Origin of the sequence: Phenylobacterium montanum (assembly GCF_018135625.1) — a bacterium.
Taxonomy (GTDB): Bacteria; Pseudomonadota; Alphaproteobacteria; order Caulobacterales; family Caulobacteraceae; genus Poindextera; species Poindextera montana.
This window is the reverse complement of sequence record NZ_CP073078.1, coordinates 4981955-4999235: the sequence shown is the minus strand read 5'-3', so window position 1 is coordinate 4999235 and position 17281 is coordinate 4981955. Positions and strand designations below refer to the sequence as shown.

Annotated in this window: 10 protein-coding genes; 6 read left to right on the top strand and 4 right to left on the bottom strand. The window is 69.0% G+C overall.

The annotated features are described in order from the left end of the window. Nucleotides 1-4: 4 nt before the first annotated feature. Both KCG34_RS22880 and KCG34_RS22875 read left to right on the top strand, forming a co-directional pair. The gene (locus tag KCG34_RS22880; protein ID WP_211937904.1) at nucleotides 5-2089 is read left to right on the top strand and encodes an ABC transporter permease; all 2085 of its coding nucleotides are present in this window, start codon (nucleotides 5-7) and stop codon (nucleotides 2087-2089) included. Nucleotides 2090-2412: 323 nt separating this feature from the next. Beyond that, the gene (locus KCG34_RS22875; RefSeq protein ID WP_211937903.1) at nucleotides 2413-3816 is read left to right on the top strand and encodes an MATE family efflux transporter; all 1404 of its coding nucleotides are present in this window, start codon (nucleotides 2413-2415) and stop codon (nucleotides 3814-3816) included. 21 nt (nucleotides 3817-3837) lie between these two features. Here KCG34_RS22875 and KCG34_RS22870 read toward each other — a convergent pair whose 3' ends face one another. From KCG34_RS22870 to KCG34_RS22860, 3 genes are all read right to left on the bottom strand, one after another. Next, nucleotides 3838-5862 (bottom strand): GtrA family protein, encoded by a 2025-nt coding sequence (locus tag KCG34_RS22870; RefSeq protein WP_211937902.1) that lies wholly within the window; start codon nucleotides 5860-5862, stop codon nucleotides 3838-3840. A 41-nt stretch (nucleotides 5863-5903) separates the two neighbouring features. Next, the gene (locus KCG34_RS22865; protein WP_211937901.1) at nucleotides 5904-7106 is read right to left on the bottom strand and encodes a glycosyltransferase family 2 protein; all 1203 of its coding nucleotides are present in this window, start codon (nucleotides 7104-7106) and stop codon (nucleotides 5904-5906) included. 202 nt (nucleotides 7107-7308) lie between these two features. After that, nucleotides 7309-8895: an EAL domain-containing protein gene (locus KCG34_RS22860; protein ID WP_211937900.1), complete on the bottom strand. Its 1587-nt coding sequence runs from the start codon at nucleotides 8893-8895 to the stop codon at nucleotides 7309-7311. A gap of 234 nt (nucleotides 8896-9129) precedes the next feature. Between KCG34_RS22860 and KCG34_RS22855 the strand changes: the two genes are divergently transcribed. The 4 genes from KCG34_RS22855 (at nucleotide 9130) to KCG34_RS22840 (ending at nucleotide 15187) form a co-directional block, all read left to right on the top strand. Next, a complete protein-coding gene (locus KCG34_RS22855) occupies nucleotides 9130-10536 on the top strand; it encodes a metallophosphoesterase (protein ID WP_211937899.1) in 1407 nt (468 codons plus the stop codon). A 92-nt stretch (nucleotides 10537-10628) separates the two neighbouring features. Further along, on the top strand, nucleotides 10629-11036 hold the full coding sequence (locus KCG34_RS22850; RefSeq protein WP_211937898.1) for a hypothetical protein: 408 nt from the start codon (nucleotides 10629-10631) through the stop codon (nucleotides 11034-11036). A gap of 21 nt (nucleotides 11037-11057) precedes the next feature. After that, nucleotides 11058-13025, top strand: a complete 1968-nt coding sequence (locus KCG34_RS22845) for a tetratricopeptide repeat protein (protein WP_211937897.1) — start codon at nucleotides 11058-11060, stop codon at nucleotides 13023-13025. A gap of 161 nt (nucleotides 13026-13186) precedes the next feature. Next, nucleotides 13187-15187, top strand: coding sequence for an SPFH domain-containing protein (locus tag KCG34_RS22840; RefSeq protein ID WP_211937896.1), 2001 nt, complete (start codon nucleotides 13187-13189; stop codon nucleotides 15185-15187). A gap of 125 nt (nucleotides 15188-15312) precedes the next feature. Here KCG34_RS22840 and KCG34_RS22835 read toward each other — a convergent pair whose 3' ends face one another. After that, nucleotides 15313-17124 carry a DUF885 domain-containing protein gene (locus tag KCG34_RS22835; protein ID WP_211937895.1) on the bottom strand — a complete coding sequence of 604 codons (1812 nt, stop codon included), beginning with the start codon at nucleotides 17122-17124 and terminating at the stop codon, nucleotides 15313-15315. Between the last annotated feature and the right edge of the window lie 157 nt (nucleotides 17125-17281).

The window sequence follows — 17281 nt, the reverse complement described above, 5'->3', positions numbered from 1 at the left end:
CGGCATGACCGCCCCCGTCATCGCGCTGGCCGGCCTCAACCGAACCTTCAAGCTCGGCGAGACCGAGGTGCGGGCGTTGCAGGACGTCAACCTCAGCATCGAGGCCGGCGAGTTCGTGGCCATCATGGGCTCGTCCGGTTCGGGCAAGTCGACCCTGATGAACATCATCGGCTGCCTGGACCAGCCCAGCGAAGGCCATTACCTGTTCGAGGGCCGTGACGTGGCCGGCCTGCCCGAACCGGACCTGGCCTGGATCCGCAGCCAGCGGATCGGCTTCGTGTTCCAGAACTTCAACCTCTTGCCGCGCACCAGCGCCTTGGAAAACGTCACCCTGCCCCTGCTCTACGGCGAGGCGGCGGCGCTGTCGGCGCGGGAGCGCGCGGCGCGCGGCCGCGCGAGCCTGGCGGCGCTGGGCTTGGCCGACCGGGAGCGCAGCACGCCGAGCCAGCTGTCGGGCGGCCAGCAGCAGCGCGTCGCCCTGGCCCGCGCCCTGATCAACCAGCCCGCCGTCCTTTTGGCCGACGAGCCCACCGGCAACCTCGACACGCGCACCTCGCACGAGATCATGGATGTGATCTGCCGCCTCAATCGCGAGCAGGGGGTGACCGTGATCCTGGTGACCCACGAGGCGGACATCGGCGCCTATGCCGACCGGCTGATCGTCATGCGCGACGGCCGGGTGGTGTCGGACCAGCGCCAGAACGGGACGAAAGCCGGAGAGCCGAAAGCTGCGCCCCCACCGCCGAGCCGCGCGGGCGACGGGAGCCAGTCCGGCCTTCGCACCGCCTTCCTGTCGATGGTCTTCGCCGCCGCCCTCCAGGCCCTGTCGCGCAACAAGATGCGCTCGGCCCTGACCATGCTTGGAGTGTTCATCGGCGTTGCGGCCCTGATCGCCATGGTGGCCGTGGGCGATGGGGCCAGCGCGGCGGTGAAGAAGCAGCTGGAAAGCCTCGGCACCAACATGGTCGTGGTCCTGCCCGGCGCAGCCCTGGGCGGCGGGGTGCGCGGGGGCGCCGGCAGCGCCTCGACCCTGACCGTTGCGGACGCCGAAGCCCTGCCGCACGAGGACCCGGCCGTGCAGCGGATCAGCTATATGGTGCGGCGGGGGACCCAGGTCGTCTATGGCGACCAGAACTGGAGCACGGCCGTCCAGGGGGTGACCCCAACCTACCTCGATATCGTCAGCTGGCGGATCGCCACCGGCGAGGCCATGACCGAACAGCAGAACGACAGCGCCGACACGGTCTGCCTGATCGGGCGCACGGTCTCATTGAACCTGTTCGGCCAGGGGGTGGACCCGATCGGCGCGACGATCCTGGTCAAGGGCGTGCCGATGCGGGTGATCGGGCTGCTGGCCTCGAAGGGCCAGACCGGCTTCGGCCAGGACCAGGACGACGTGGTGCTGATCCCGTTCAATACCGCCGAGCGCAGGGTCCTTGGCGTCGCTGCGCCCCAGGCGGCCAGCGACACGGTCAGCGCTGCCTATCCGCCGGCCGCAAACCCCTTCGGCCTCAGCCCGCGCCTGACCGGCTACGTCAACAGCATCTATGTGCAGGCGGCCGGCCCCGACCTGGTCGGCGCCGCCATCGACCAGGTCACCGCCACCCTGGCCCGCCGGCATCGCATCCAGACCGGCCAGCTCAATGATTTCAGCGTGCGCAACCTCAGCCAGATCGCCGAGACCCAGCAGAGCAGCAGCCGGGTGATGGCCGCGCTCCTGGCCCTGGTCGCCTCGATCTCGCTGATGGTCGGCGGCATCGGCATCATGAACATCCTTCTGGTCTCCGTCACCGAACGCACGCGCGAGATTGGCATCCGGATGGCGATCGGCGCGCGGCGGCTGCAGGTCCTCTTGCAGTTCCTCGTGGAGGCGGTGCTGCTCAGCGTCACCGGCGGGGCGGCGGGGGTCGCGGTGGGGCTGATCGCCTCCAGCCTGATTTCGTTCCTGGCCCATTGGCCGACCCAGGTCTCGCCGCCGGCGATCGTCGGGGGGTTCGTGTTCTCGGCGGCGGTCGGGGTGTTCTTCGGCTTTTACCCGGCGCGCAAGGCGGCCCGGCTCAACCCGATCGACGCCTTGCGCTACGAATAGAAACCCGACTCGCGCGGTTTGACTTCGCGCCGAAGCCGGGCTAGCAATTTCGCCTCTCGCGGGCATGGAGCCCGCATTGGCAGCGAGCTTCGCCGACCGTGACCAATCAGATGAGCATTTCATCGCGACCGGGCCCCGTGGCGCTTGAAGGCGCCCTGTGCGCCCGTTGCGCTCGAGAGGAGACCACCGCCTAGGATCAGCAAACCGCGATCTGGCGCTTCCGCCCCTCCCGAGCCGGCCGCTTCGGAGGGGTTTTTCATGTCCCCGCTCAGGCGTTCCCGGCTCGGCCAGACCCCAAAAAAGCCAAGCCCGTGACCCATCTCATGCAAGCCCCTGTCCAGACCCTAGACCAGGCCCCCCGCCACGCGCCGGGGCGCGCGGCCCTGTGGGCGGCGGAAGGCCGCGCCCTGATCCGCCTGGCCGCGCCCCTGGTGCTGACCCAGTTGGCCCAGATGGCGATCCTGGCCACCGACATCGTCATGCTGGGCCGGCTGAGCCGAACGGCCCTGGCCGCCGCCGCGATCGGCAACACGGTCTACTACTTCGCCTGGCTGGTCGGCTCCGGCCCGCCGGCGGCGATCGCCCCGATGATCGCCCATATCGCCGGCGAGGCGGCCTTCGACCGCGCCAAGGTCCGCGCCACCGTGCGCATGGGCCTTTGGGCCTGCATCATGCTGACCCTGCCCCTGACGGTGCTGCTGTGGTCGGCGCGGCCGATCCTGCTCGCCCTGCATCAGGAGCCGCAGCTGGCCGCCGGCGCCGGACAGTTCGTCAGCATGCTGAGCTTTGGCCTGTTCTTCGCCCTGGGCTTCCAGGTCTTGAGGAACTTCGCCACCGCGCTTGGCCATCCGCGCGCCACGCTTTGGGTGATGGGGATCAGCATCGGCTACAACGCCCTGGCCGACTACGCCCTGATCTTCGGCCACTTCGGCCTCCCGGCCCTGGGCCTGCGCGGATCGGGGATCGCGACCGCGTCATCAGCGGTATTCGCATTCCTGGCGCTGGCGGTGGTGATCAGCGTCAACCCGGCGCTGCGGGCCTATCGCATCTTCCGCCGGTTCCTCAGGCCGGCCTGGGCGCGGCTGACCGAGGCGTTCCGGCTGGGCATGCCGATCGGCATGACCATGATCTTCGAGGCCATGCTGTTCAACGCCATGACCCTGGTGATGGGCGCCTTCGGCGCCATCCCAGTCGCTGCGCACCAGATCGCCCTGAACTTCGCCTCGGTGACCTTCATGGTCCCCCTGGGCGTGGCCATGGCGGCGACGGTCCGGGTCGGCCACGCGGCCGGCCGCGGCGACGCCCATGGCGTGCGCCGGGCGGGCTTCGTGGCCCTGAGCGTCGGGGCCGGCTTCATGATGCTGTGCGGCCTTCTGATGATCGTCGCCGGGCGTCAGATCGCCGGCCTCTATCTGGGCGGGCGCACGGCCGACGACCTGAAGGTGCTGGGGCTGGCCGCCCTCTATCTCAAGGTCGCCGCCGCCTTCCAGGTGTTCGACGCCCTGCAGGTGGTGGGGGCCATGTCCCTGCGCGGCCTGAAGGATGCGCGGACGCCTATGCTGCTGGCCGGCGCGGCCTACTGGCTGGTCGGAGCGCCGATCTGCGTCGTTCTGGGTGTCTGGCTGCACATGCAGGGCCTGGGCGTCTGGATCGGCCTGGCGGCGGGCCTGGCGGCCGCGGCGACGGCCATGGTCGCCCGGTTCAACTGGCTGACGCGCACAGCCTGACGAGCCCCGGTCGGCGCGACGCTATTCCGCTCCGCCGACCGGGAACTCGAGTTCGGGCGCGACCGCCGCCTGCGGCTCGGCGGCCGGGCGGAAGGCGAAGTGCTTGGAGCCCAGGAAGGTCAGGCACAGCCCCGCCGCCGAGCCGAAGGCCAGCGGGATCAGCAGCATGTGCTTGAACGGCGGATAGAGGGTCAGGGCCAGGCTGTAGGCCCCGATATTGGCGACGCCGCCCGCCCCCTGCACCGCGGCGTAGACCAGGGCCTGGCGCCAGGGCGCGTGCGCCGTCTGGTGTCGGAAGGTGAAGCTGCGGTTCAGCAGCCAGGTGGCCACCACCGCCACCGGGAACGAGACGAACCGGCCGACAAAGGGGCTGAGGCCGGCAAGGCCGGTCATGGCGTGCAGCACCACCGCATCGACGGTGAAACCGGCCACGCCGACCATGCCGAAGCGGACAAAGGCCCAGTCGATCCGCCGAGCGAACACCTGCACCAGGGGCAGAGCCCATAGGCGCAAGGCCCAGGCAGGGACGCGCACCCGTCCATCCGCCGGGACCAGCGAGATCATGCCGACCGCCGCGCCGGCGGCGACCAGCCAGGTGATCCGCGCCTGATAGCGGGCGAACGGCCCGGAAAGGGCGCCGCAGACGAAGCCGTTGATCAGGATCGCGGCCACCAGGAGGGTCAGCAGCATCAGAAGCCGCGTCCGCTCCTCCCCCCAGACGAAACTCTTCTGCTTGAAGCCCGCCCGCATGTCCGCCAGCCCCAGCCTGAGCCCGATCAGGGCCAGGCCGATCAGGAACAGGCCCGAATGCAGCACCGCCGAGGCGTCCATCGACAGGCGCGGATTGCATCCCCAGTGATCGCGGCCGCAGTCGGCGGCGTGGTTGATCAGCCAGGGAAGGTTGGTCGTGCTCCAATAGTCGTTGGTCAGGTAGTAGTGCGGGTTCTTCAGCGGGTCGTCGAGATAGACCATGGTCAGCTGCCAGGCCCAGTTCTCCAGTGAGGCCAGCACCTGCTGCACCGGCTCGAAGGCCACCGCATGCAGGACGAAGCTGGTCTCCTCGCGCTCCATCTGGAGGCGGTTGTCGAAGGTGGTGACGTTGAAGATCCCCTTCTTGCGGTCGTCGGACCACAGAAGGTCCTGGCTGTCGTCCAGCGGCAGGTCCTTGAACTGGCACAGCACCCACTTGGCCCCACGCGGGCAGGCCCAGCGCAGGTAGTCGCGGCCGGGCCCGTCGGCGATCACCCGCATGGCCAGGAAGGGCGGCCGGCGCAGCTCGTCGCCGGTCTTCACATGCACTGCTTCCTTGTAGATCGAGGTCGCGGCCACCGCGCAGACCACAGTAGCCAGAACCGCCACCACCGCCTTGGCCGGCGCCAGCCCTTTGGCCCGCAGGATCAGCATCATGATGCCCGTAAGGCCCGTGATCGCCAGGGTGTCGAGCACATGCGAGGTGTGGAAGGTCATGGCCGTGCCGACGATCAAACCGATCGCCCACCGCTCGGCCAGCTTCAGCCGATCCCAATACACCAGCAGCATGATCGCGCCGGAGACGGCGTAACCGGAGAACACGTCCGGCATGGTGAAGCTGGCGAAGAAGGGCAAGGTCGAGCCGAAGGCCACGGCCGCCTGCATGGCGTAGGCGCTCCAAGTCGGCGCGCCCGGCAGGGCCAGCCGCCAGAGCATGAACACCAGCCAGGCGCCCACCAGGGCCTGGACGACGGTCGTCAGCCAGATCGTGCCGATCCGCTGGGTCGCATAGAGCAGCAGGCCGTAGTAGGGCGAGCGCGCGCCGATCTCGGTGTGCGACATGCGCAGGTCCGCCGCCGCCTGCTTGGCGTCGGCGATGTCCTCGGGGTCGGTCGGCGGCGGCGGCGGGGTCTTGATGTGCAGGGCGTAGCCGATGGTGTAGGCGAAGGTGCGCCCCTCGACGAAATAGTCGTCGGTGTCGGTGAACACGCTCGGGCGGCCGTTGGCGACCACCACCCCCACCAGCATCAGGACGCCGGCCAGGACCGGCAGATAAGACCGCAGTCGGTTGAACACCTGAGTATGGATCCCGCGCCTTAAGTGGGCCGAACTCGTCGTCAGCGCCTGAGCGAAAACACCGAGGCCAGGAAACCCGCCGCCGCGAGTTGGATGGCCACCGCGACGCCGGTCAGGGAGATGACCAGGACCCGCATCACGTCATTGTAGAGGATCGGCCCGAAGCCGGAACCGGCCCAGTGCGCCACAGCCCAGGTCGCCCCGACGACGCCGCCGACGAAGATGACCAGAGCGGCCCGCAGGATCCACTCCAGGCTGAGGCCCAGCAGGAACTTGTGGAAGGTGCCCGGGGGAAGCACGCCCTCCAGCGCCTGGTAGCGTCGGGCCAGGGCGCCGAACACGACCAGCTGAACGCCCATCAGGACGGCGAAGCAGGCGACCACCAGCGAGTGGATGTCGAGCTTGATCTGCGGGGTGATGGCCAGTTCGCCCCGCGCCAGCAGCGCGCCGCCGACAAGGCCGGTGACGATCAGGGCCAGGCCCGGATAGATGAACAGGTAGCGTGGGCTGTGCAGCAACAGGAAGCGCAGGTGGCGCCAGCCGTCGCGCCAGGTCTTCAGGTGCGGCGGGCGCGAGCGTCCGTCCGGCTTCAGCGTGGTCGGCGTCTCCTCGATGCGCAGGTCATACAGCGAGGCCTTGACCACCATCTCGCTGGCGAACTCCATGCCCGGGCTCTGCAGGCCGAGATCCAGGATCGAAGCCCGGGAGAAGCCACGAAGGCCGCAGTGGAAGTCACCGATCGGAATCTTGAAGAACAGCCGGCCGATGAAGGACAGCACCGGGTTGCCCAGATACTTGTGCAGGAAGGGCATGGCGCCTGGGGCGATGCCGCCCTTGAAGCGGTTGCCCATGACCAGCTCGGCGCCGTCGCGCAGGTGCTGAACCATGCCTTCGAGGTTTTCGAAGTCATAGCTGTCGTCGGCGTCGCCCATGATGACGAAGCGCCCCTGGGCCGCCTTGATGCCGCCCATCAGCGCCGCGCCGTAGCCCTTTTCGGGCACGGCGACCACGCGGGCGCCTTCCTTTTCGGCCAGGGCCTGGGAGCCGTCGGTCGAGCCGTTGTCGGCGATCAGCACCTCGCCTTTCACCCCGCTCCGCTCGAGAAAGCCGCGGGCCTTGCGCACGCAGATCTCGATGGTCTCCGCCTCGTTGAGGCAGGGCATCAGGATGGTCAGCTCGAGCGGCGAGCTCGCAGAAGTCTGGTCCGCGCGCGAGGTTTCGCGCGCCAGAGTCGACTGGGACATGGAATCTCCTTCGCCGCGGTTTCGTGACAATCGCGACATCATAGCCTGTCGCTACGTCTTCGATCACGGTTTCGTCAACGGTGCGCATCGACACGGGGAAGATTCCCGCGACCTTTTCGCGCGAAAATGGCGAGTTAATGATAAGAAATCAGTTGGTTGGCGAAATTTCGGGCCGCTGGCCTGCTATCAGGGCGATCACGCCTTATCCCCAGCTTTCGACGGCGCCGCGACGGCGCGCAGCCACCGGACCGGCCGCCGGAAACACCGGCTGCGGCGCCGCCTGGCCATAAAGCCACCCCTGGGCGTAGTCCACGCCGGCCCGCCGCAGCACGTCTTCGACCGCCTGGGTCTCGACCATCTCGGCCACGGTGTCGACCTTGAGTTCCCGGCACAGGCCGACCAGATGCCGGATCATGGCGTCGTCACGGCCCGAGCTGGTCAGCTCCCGCACATAGGCGCCGTCGATCTTGACCACGTCGACATTGAGCTGCCGCAGGTAGGCGAAGGACGAGGCGCCGGCGCCGAAATCGTCCAGGCAGACCTTGAAGCCCAGGTCCTGCAGCGCAGCGATGTGGCGCTGGGCGCGCGGCAGGTCGTCGATGGCCGCGCTCTCGGTCACCTCGAACATCAGCCGCCCGGCGAGATCGCCGCCCCGCGCCAGCCCTGCGACGCCCTCGATGAAGCCGGGGCTGACGATGGTGCGGCCCGAGACATTGGCCGCCAGGCGCAGGCGGCCGGAGCGGTCGGCCCGCAGCTTGGCGGCGGCCTCCTCGGCAATGGCGCGGTCCAGGTGTTCGATCAGGTCCAGCTCCTCGGCCATGCGGATCATGGCGAAGGGGCTCCGATCGCCCTCGAAGCGAACCAGCACCTCGTGATGATGCACGGCGCCGTCCACCAGGGAGATCACCGGCTGGTACACCAGCTTGAAGCGGCGCTCACGGACCAGGGCCCCGAAGGCGCCCGCCTGGGCCACCGTCTTCTCCACCGACAGCCCGACCACGTCGGACAGGGTCGCGGCCTGGGGCGGGGCGCCGTCGGCCAGGTACTTGTCGAGCGAGAACCGCAGGGCCCGCATCATTCGCCCGGGGCTGGCCAGGGCGTCCACATGCACGCCGTGGGCCGAGGGCTCCAGCGCCGCGCCAAGCACGCGCGACAGGCGCCGAGCGACGGCCTCGGGCGCTTCGCCCTTCTTGCGCAGCACGGCGAAGCGCTGTTCGCCGAGGTCGGCCGCCGCGTCGCCGAAAGACTCGGCGCGCAAGGCGCCGCTGACCCGCCGGTCCAGGGCCGCCGCCAGCTCCGCCGAAAGGGCGCCGCGCTGACGCTGAAGTCCGCCGAGCTCGACGAGGCTCAGCTCGAGCTGCAGGCCGTCCGCGCGGGCCACGTCGATCAGGTTGCTGGCCGCGGCCTCGAAGTCGGCGCGGCCCAGCAAGCCGCCGCCCGCCTTGGCCAGACGGCCGGACAAGGTCAGGGCGCAGGAAACCCGGGGGGCCAGTTGCGGCAGGCGAAAGGCGCACAGGCTGACGCGGCGATCGAGATCGGCCAGCCCCAGGTCCACCGGCCCACGGCGTTCGCCGTCCTCCAGCCCAGCCAGCAGGGCTTCGGCCACTGGACGGTCATTCTCGGTGAAGAGCTCGCCCCAGGGGCGGCCGATCAGCTCGGCGTCGTCCTGGCCGGTGATCTTCTGCCCGGCCCCTGCGGCGAAGGACACGAGCCCCTTCTCGTCGACCTCGAACAGCAGGTCGGCGGCGGCGAAGGCCAGACCGAGAAGGCGGAATTGTGCGGCCGGCAAACCGGGCCTCCTGGGCGGCGTTCAGGCCTGAAGTCCTAGCCGACGAAGGTTGAGGAGAAGTTCAACCGGCTGATGCGACACCCATTTCGGGCGACCGCGCATGCCTGGCGCAAGCGCCGTGAGCACGGTGGCGGAAGAGCGGCGCCGCCGCCTGACGAACTGTCGCAATCGACCTATAGAGCGAAACCTCCGCGCCCGGCGCGGATTCGCGGCTTTTGGCGTCGAGGCAAGCTCTTGATCACCCTGCGGTTCGCCGGCGCATGGGCGCCGATCATTGCGCTGGCTTCGCTGCTGGCGGCCCACCAAGCGCAAGCCGCGCCGGCAACCGCCTATGTGGTGCTGGGCGAGAACGGCGCTCGGATCGCCCGGGCGGTGACCTCGGCCGCCGAATGCCCCAGCCTGGTGGTCGACGGCCGGGGCCTGGCCATGACCCTCCGGGCGCCGGCCGGGACAGAGCCGCAGCGGCCGACGCGCTCGAACCCGTCGCAGTCCAAGCCCTCGATGTTCGACGCCTCGGTCTGCGAGGCCGCGTTGCCCCCAACCGCCCATACCGCCAGCATCGGCGGCCAGGCCCTGCCCCTGCCGCCGGCGGTGATCCGGCGCATCGTGGTGATCGGCGACACCGGCTGCCGCATCAAGCTGGCGGACAAGGCCTTCCAGGCCTGCAACGATCCCAAGGCCTATCCCTTTGCCCAGGTCGCAGCAGCGGCAGCGAAGTGGAAGCCGGACCTGGTGATCCACGTCGGCGACTACCTCTACCGCGAAAACCCCTGCCCGGACGGCATGGCCGGCTGCGCCGGCAGCGTCTGGGGTTACGGCCTGGACGCCTGGCGCGCCGATTTCCTGGAGCCCGCCGCGCCCCTGCTGCGCGCCGCCCCCTGGGCCGCGGTTCGGGGCAATCACGAGTCTTGCGCCCGGGCGGGCCAGGGCTGGTGGCGGCTTCTCGACGCCCGGCCGCTGGTCGTCGGACGCGACTGTAACCATGCCGCTGACGATAGTGTCGGCGACTACAGCGATCCCTTCGCAATCCCGCTTGGCAAGGGCTCTCAGTTGATCGTCTGGGACAGCTCGAACGCCCCCAACGGGCCGATGGCGCCCCAAGACCCGCGCTTCGCCCGCTATAGGGATACGGCGGCCAAGATCGCCGCCTTGGCGGCGCGCGCGCCGCACAACCTCTTGGCCGATCACCACCCGATGCTGGCCCTCTCGGCGAGCGAAGGAAAAAGCGACCTGCCCAGGTTCAATGGCGGCAATCCGGGCCTGCAGGCGGCGTTCCGGTCGGCCGATGCGAACCTGTTCCCGGCGAGCATAGACCTGCTTCTGTCCGGCCACGTGCATGTCTGGGAAGCGGTCGGCTTCGCATCCGGCTATCCGGTCCAGATCGTCGCCGGCTTCTCCGGCACCCAGGAGGACATCGTTCCCCTGCCCGCCAAGGCGCCCGACAAGCCCGACATCGCCCCCGGCGCGGTGGTGACCGCGTTGAGTTCGTGGGTCGACGGCTTTGGCTTCATGACCCTGGCCCGCACCGGCCCCGCGGCCTGGACCGCCGAGGTGCATGACCTGAAGGGCGTGGTCGTCGCTGCCTGCAAGATCGACGGGCGTACGCTCCGCTGTGACAAGGGCCAGGTCCATCACCCCTGACAGCGGCCCGGGCCTTGCAGGGCTTGGTTAACCGCGCCGGCTGGTCCCTCAGGGCCGATGGCGCGAACCCGGTCCCTCGCGAAAGTCGCCCTATGCAAACCTCAGCGATTTCAAACAATTCCGCGGCGCAAGCGCTGCAGCAGCTGCTGAGCGCCGGCGGATCGTCGGCCGCCGGCGCGGGGCAGTTCTTGCCGACCGGCTCGGCAAGCGCTGCATCTTCGAGCTCGGCCACCACGCCCCCGGCCTCGTCGCCGGCCAGCCAGTTCAGCTCGGACGTGCTGAGCGCCCTGCTCTCCTATCAGACCAACCCCGTCGGGGCGGCGTCGAGCGCGGTCTCGGCCGTGGGCGACCTTCGCGACCTGATCTCCAATGGCTTGCAATCCCTGACCGGCCACCATCATCATCACCATGGCGCCGCCGCCCAGACCACCGACACGGCGAGCGCCGCCACCGCGACCGGCAGTGCGGCCGCCACGACCGCTTCGGCGACGAGCGCCTAAGACCAAAAGGCCTGGTGATCCGTGAGTACGTCCTTCGAAACCGTCGCCCTGGCGCTCGACCACCACCAGGCGGGCCGCCGCGCCGAGGCGGAGGCGCTGTATCGCCAGGTGTTGCTGGCTGACCCGACCGAGCCGACCGCGCTCTATCTCTACGGCCTGTTCAATTTCGAAGGCGGCCAGGTCGATGCGGCGGCCGAACTGTTCAAGAGCCTGATCGCCGTCCGTCCGGACCACGCCGAGGCTCATGTGGCCCTGGCCAACCTGCGCCACTGGCAGGGCGCGCATGCGGCCGCGATCGAGGGCTACCGCCGGGCCCTGGCCCTGGCGCCGGACCACGCGGCGGCCCTGGTCGAGCTGTCCAACGCTTTGCGCGAGAATGGCGATGTGTCCCAGGCGATCGAGGCCGGCCGCCGGGCCGCCGCCGGCCTGCCGGATTCGGCGCCGGCGCGTCTGGCCCTTGCGTCGGCGATGATGGAGCAAGGTGACGCCACGGGCGCGGTCGAAGCTTACCGGGCGGCGGTTGCGCTGGCCCCCCAATCTGTGGACGCCCGCAACAGCCTGGCCCTGGCCCTGATCCACGCCGGCCGCTTGGACGAGGCCCTGGCTGTCGCCGACGAGGCCCTGACCATGGCCCGGGATTCCGCGGAGACCTGGTTCCTGCTCGGCACCGCCCTCAACCAGCTGGGTCGCCCGGAAGAAGCCGTCCCGGCCCTGGAGCGCGCCGCCAAGCTCGATCCGAGCCGGGCCGCCATCCAATTGAACCTGGGCAACGCCTATGTGGAACTGGACAAGGCCGAAGAGGCCGGCGCCGCCCTTTTGCAGGCCCTGACCATCGACCCTACGCTGAAGGAGGCCCAGGCCAGCCTGTCGTCGGTCTATCTTTTGGCCGGCGAGCACGAGGCGGCGGAGCATCACGCCCGGCTGGCGCTGGAACTCGATCCCGACATGCGGGTGGCGCACCAGAACCTGGCCTCGATCCTGGCTGCCCGCGGCCAGGCGGCCGAGGCGCGTCGCCACCGCGACCTAGTCTACGGCAAAGAGAACATCATCGTCGAAACCGCGCCGCATCCCGAAGCGCGCGTGCTGGTCCTGACCACCTCCGAGAGCGGCAACGTCCCGCACCGCTATCTGCTGCCCAAGGCGCGGTTCACCCGGATCAACTGGTTCATCGAATATGCGACGCCAGGCCAGGTTCCGCCCGACCACGACGCGGTGTTCAACGCCGTCGGCGACGCCGACCTCGCCGGCCCAACGCTGGCGCCCATGCGCGCCTTCCTGGCCGCCAGCGGCGAGCGGGTGATCAACCAGCCTGACAAGGTCATGCAGACCGGGCGCGAGAACATGCCCCTGCTGCTGGGCGACATCGAAGGCGTGGTCGTTCCCAAGACCGCCCGGCTCGCCGCCGCCGACATCGCCGGCGAGGGTCTGGCGGCCTGCATCGACAAGGCCGGCCTTGAACTTCCGGTGCTGCTGCGCCCGATCGGCTCGCACGGCGGCCAGGGCTTGCAGCGGGCTTTGACGCCGGACGAACTGGCTGAGGTCAGCCTCCCGGCCGGCGCGGACGCCTATGTCACCGCCTATCACGACTATGTCTCGGCGGACGGCTGGCATCGCAAGTACCGGATGATCTTCGTCGATCGCCGTCCCTACCCCTATCATCTGGCCATCTCGCAAGACTGGCTTGTGCACTATGAAAGCGCCGACATGCCCGGCGATCCCGCACGGGTGGCCGAGGAGCGGCGCTATCTGGACGATCCCGAGGCTGCGCTGGGCCCTAAGGCCATGGCGGCGGTCACGGCCATCGGCCAGCGCATGGACCTCGACTATTGCGGGGTCGACTTCTCCCTGCTCCCCAGTGGCGAGGTGCTGGTCTTCGAGGCCAACGCCACCATGCTGGTGCACACCGAGCCGGCGAACAGCGCCCTGGCGCACAAGAACGCCCCCGTGGCGGCCATCTGCGAGGCATTCCAGGCGCTGTTGAGGCGCTGAAGCCCCGATTGGGCCGCCCAATCGCACAAACGTGATCGGGGAAGCCTCCGATTGCGGGCCACCTGCGATTGAGCTTGGCAAGCTTGACCATATATTTCGCGCTCGGCCGCACGACAGATGTTCTGGCGATTCCGCCAGCCGGCGGCCTGATGAGGACTCCCATGTCTTGGCTAACGGCGACTGGACCGCTCGTCGGTTCGGCGCTTCTCGTCGTGCTCGGCGCGACGGTGTTCGTCTTCGTGTCCGGCATGATCCGCTATGTGGGCAACAACCGCGTGGCGATCGTGGAAAAGCTCTGGAGCGGCAAGGGCTCGATCAAGGGCGGCCTGATCGCTCTGAACGGCGAGGCCGGCTACCAGCCCGACGTGCTGCGCGGCGGCGTGCATTTCTTCTTCCCGTTCCAGTACCGGCTGCATGTCCAGCCCCTGGTGACCATTCCCCAGGGCCGCATCGGCTATGTGTTCGCCCGTGACGGCCGCGTGCTGAACGCCGACCAGACCCTGGCCGACAATCCCGAGGGCGTGGACTTTCAGGACACCCGCGGCTTTCTGGCCGCCGGCGGCCAGAAGGGCCCGCAGCGCAAGATCCTGCGCGAAGGCGCCTATGCGCTGAACCTCGCCCAGTTCGTCGTGGTCACCCGCGACCGCACCTTCGCGCTCAGTCTCGACCGCGAGGAGGTGGCGCTGCTGGCCCAGATGACCGAGGTGATCGAGGAGCGCGGCGGCTTCGAGCCGGTGGTGATCAAGGACGCGGAGGACGAGATCGGCGTGGTGACCGTGCATGACGGCCCGGGCCTCGCGGCCGGCGAGATCATCGCCCCCACCGTGGGCCAGGACCCGGCGGACGAAGGGACCTTCCACAACAGCTTCCAGGACCCGCGCAAGTTCCTCGCCGCGGGCGGCCGCAAGGGCCGCCAGCTGCAGGTGCTGGTCGAGGGCACCTACTACATCAACCGGCTGTTCGCGACCGTCGAGCTGATCGCCAAGACCGTGGTCGAGGTCGGTCAGGTGGGCGTAGTGGTCTCCTATACCGGCCCGGACGGCGTCGACACCTCCGGCGAGAGCTATCGCCACGGCGAGCTGGTCGACAACGGCCAGCGCGGGGTGTGGAACGAGCCGCTGCTGCCCGGCAAGTACGCCTTCAACACCTATGCCGGGCGCGTGACCATGGTGCCGACCACCAACTTCATCCTGAAGTGGGAGCACGGCGTCAGCGGTTCGCACCATTTCGACGAGAACCTGGCCGAGGTGTCGCTGATCACCAAGGACGCGTTCGAGCCGACCCTGCCGGTCTCGGTGGTGGTGCATATCGACTATCGCAAGGCGCCCCTGGTCATCCAGCGCTTCGGCGACGTCAAGAAGCTGGTCGAACAGACCCTGGACCCGATGGTCTCGGCCTATTTCAAGAACATCGGCCAGACCCGCACCCTGATCGAGCTCTTGCAGGACCGCAGCGCGATCCAGAACCAGTCGTCGGAGGAGATGAAGACCCGCTTCGGCGCCTATAACCTGGAACTGCAGGAGGTGCTGATCGGCACGCCGCGCCCGAACGTCGCCGGGGACGATCAGATCGAGCGCATCCTGACCCAGCTGCGCCAGCGCCAGATCGCCGACGAGCAGGTCGGCACCTATGAGCGGCAGAAGCTGGCCGCCCAGAAGGAGCGCGAGCTGCGCGAGGCCGAGGCCCGGGCCAAGCAGCAGAGCGCGATCACCGAGTCCGAGCTGTCGATCCAGGTGCAGCAGAACGCCGGTAAGGCCAACTTGGCCCGCTCGGAACAGGAGGCCGACCAGACCCGCACCCTGGCCAAGGCCGAGGCCGACCGCATGCGTCTGCTCGGCGAAGGCGAGGCCAAGAAGGTCGTTGCCCTGGCCGCGGCCGAGGCCGAGCGCACCACCAAGGTCGGCCTGGCCCAGGCCGAGGCGATCAAGAGCCAGGTCGACGCCTCGGGCGGCGCCCGTTACCAGCTGGCCCGCCAGGTCGCCGAGCGCTTCGCCCAGGCCCTGGAGACCAGCGGCGTCGATGTGGTGCCCAAGGTGCAGATCTCAGGCGCCGGCGCCGATGGCGCGGGCGGCGGGGTGATGCAGGCCCTCTTGACCCTGCTGATGTCTGACCGCCTCGGCCTCGCCGTCGAGGGCGAGGTACGGCAGGAAGAAGAGGCGTAGAAGTAAGACCCCCTTCCCCCTTGCGGGGAAGGGGCAGGGGATGGAGGTGAAACACCCAAACCGGCAAAGTTCGCGCCGACACCCCCACCCCAACCCCTCCCCGCAAGGGGGAGGGGCTTTTTCTTTCACACCATCTTCTGCTTGATGTAGCCGGCCATCACGTCGTCGAGCACGGTCAGCGGGGTCGCCCCGCTGACCAGGCCGGCGTCGTGGAACTCGCGGATGTCGAACTTCGGCCCCAGCTTGGTCTTGGCGACCTCGCGCAGGCGCAGCCAGTTGATCTTGCCGACCATGTAGCTGCAGGCCTGGCCCGGCCAGACGCAGTAGCGTTCGACCTCGGTGGTCGCCGAGGTTTCCGGATCGCCGATCTTGTCGACGAAGAATTGGATCGCCTGTTCGCGGGTCCAGCGCTTGTGGTGCAGGCCGCTGTCGACCACCAGGCGCACGGCGCGGAAGGCGGCGTCGTGCAACATGCCGATCCGGCCCATGGGGTCGTCGTCATACATGCCCATCTCGTCGGCGAGTTGCTCGGCATAGAGCGCCCAGCCTTCGCCATAGGCCGAGAACCACATCACCTTGCGGATCATCGGCAGGTCGGCCTCCTGCTGCAGGGCGCCCTGCAGGTGATGGCCGGGGATGCTCTCGTGATAGGTCAGCGTCGGCAGGGTCCAGCTGGGGACCTCTGCCGTGTTGCGCAGGTTGATGAAGTAGGCCCCGGGACGAGAGCCGTCGAGCGCCCCGCCCTGGTAGTAGCCGCCCGGGGCGCCGGCCTCGATGTACTTTGGCACGCGGCGGATCTCGACGCTCTGCTTGGGCAGGGTCTTGAAATAGGCTGGCAGCTTGGCCTGGACCGCCTTCACCTTCAGGTTCAGGTCGGCGATCAGCTTCTCCTTGCCCTCGTCGGTGTCGGGATAGCGGAACTTGGGATCGGCGTAGAGGGCGCGCAGGCGCTCGCCCACCGTCCCTTGCGTATAGCCCTGGGCCTTCAGCTGCTCGTCCATCCGCGCCGACAGCTGTTCCAGCAGGTCCAGGCCGGTCTTGTGCACCTCCTCCGGGCTCATGGTCGAGGTGGTCCACTGCTTGAACGAGGCGGCGTAGTAGTCCTCGCCCTTTGGCAGGCGCCAGACGCCGGCGTCGTGCGTCGCCTTGGCGCGGAAGTCCTTCATCAACGCGATCTGGCGCGCCAGAGCCGGCTGCACCTTGCCGGTCCAGATGGCCGAGGCCTGGCTGGCATAGTCGCCGTCGATGTGCTTCTCGGCCGCTCGGCGCGCCACCGACTGCACCAGCACCGCCTTGTCCGGCGTCTGGTCATGCAGGTCGGTCATCTGCTTGAGGGTCTTGTCCAGGGCGAAGTCCGGCGGGATCACCCCATGGCCGCCGTCGTAGCGGGCCTGTTCGGTGTCCTGGTCGAGGGCGGTCGCGAACGCCTCCAGCCGCGCCAGGTAGGCGTCGGCGTCAGCCTTGGTCTCGATCGAGTGCTGGCTGTCTAGGAAGTCGGGCAGCGCCTGGTAGCAGCCGGTCAGCTGGCTGACGACATAGGGCGCGCCGGCGCCGCCGGGACCGTAGTCGAAGGCCCGATCCGCCTCGGCCTGGGTCTCCATCTGATAGGCGACAGTGTCATAGTTGACCGCGTCAAGACCGGTCAGGCTCTTGCGGTCGACGCTCTTCAGCAGCGCCAGGTATTTCAGGTTGTCGGCCTTGTCGCTGTAGCGGGAGGCCAGGGAGCGGTCGTCCAGGCGGCTCTTGGCGCCGGCGCGGGCGTCCTTGTCCAGGCCCAGCGAGGTGGTGGTCTCGGGCGAGCGCTTCAGCTGGGCGGCGAAGATGTCGTCGAAGGCCGCATTCAGCGGCGAGGCCCCTGCGGCCGCCAGGGCGCGGGCGGCGGGCGTGACCGCGAACAGGGCGGCGGTCGCGAGCAGGTGGCGACGGTTGATACTCATGGGCTTCCTCAAGGGCGTTGTCCTGGGGGCAGCGGTTGACGCCCTTGGTAGGCAGCCTTTCCGAACTCGGCAAGACTTGGCCGGGCACGCCCAGATCGGCGCAACAGCCGCGCGCCTATGGGGCTTTTGGGGCAATTCCATTGCTTCGGGGCGACCT

What these genes read in the sequence shown, in the direction of transcription:
- KCG34_RS22880 (WP_211937904.1), top strand. Translation starts at nt 5, where the DNA reads ATGACCGCCCCCGTCATCGCGCTGGCCGGCCTCAACCGAACCTTCAAG.
- KCG34_RS22875 (WP_211937903.1), top strand. Translation starts at nt 2,413, where the DNA reads ATGCAAGCCCCTGTCCAGACCCTAGACCAGGCCCCCCGCCACGCGCCG.
- KCG34_RS22865 (WP_211937901.1), bottom strand. Translation starts at nt 7,106, where the DNA reads ATGTCCCAGTCGACTCTGGCGCGCGAAACCTCGCGCGCGGACCAGACT.
- KCG34_RS22850 (WP_211937898.1), top strand. Translation starts at nt 10,629, where the DNA reads ATGCAAACCTCAGCGATTTCAAACAATTCCGCGGCGCAAGCGCTGCAG.
- KCG34_RS22840 (WP_211937896.1), top strand. Translation starts at nt 13,187, where the DNA reads ATGTCTTGGCTAACGGCGACTGGACCGCTCGTCGGTTCGGCGCTTCTC.
- KCG34_RS22835 (WP_211937895.1), bottom strand. Translation starts at nt 17,124, where the DNA reads ATGAGTATCAACCGTCGCCACCTGCTCGCGACCGCCGCCCTGTTCGCG.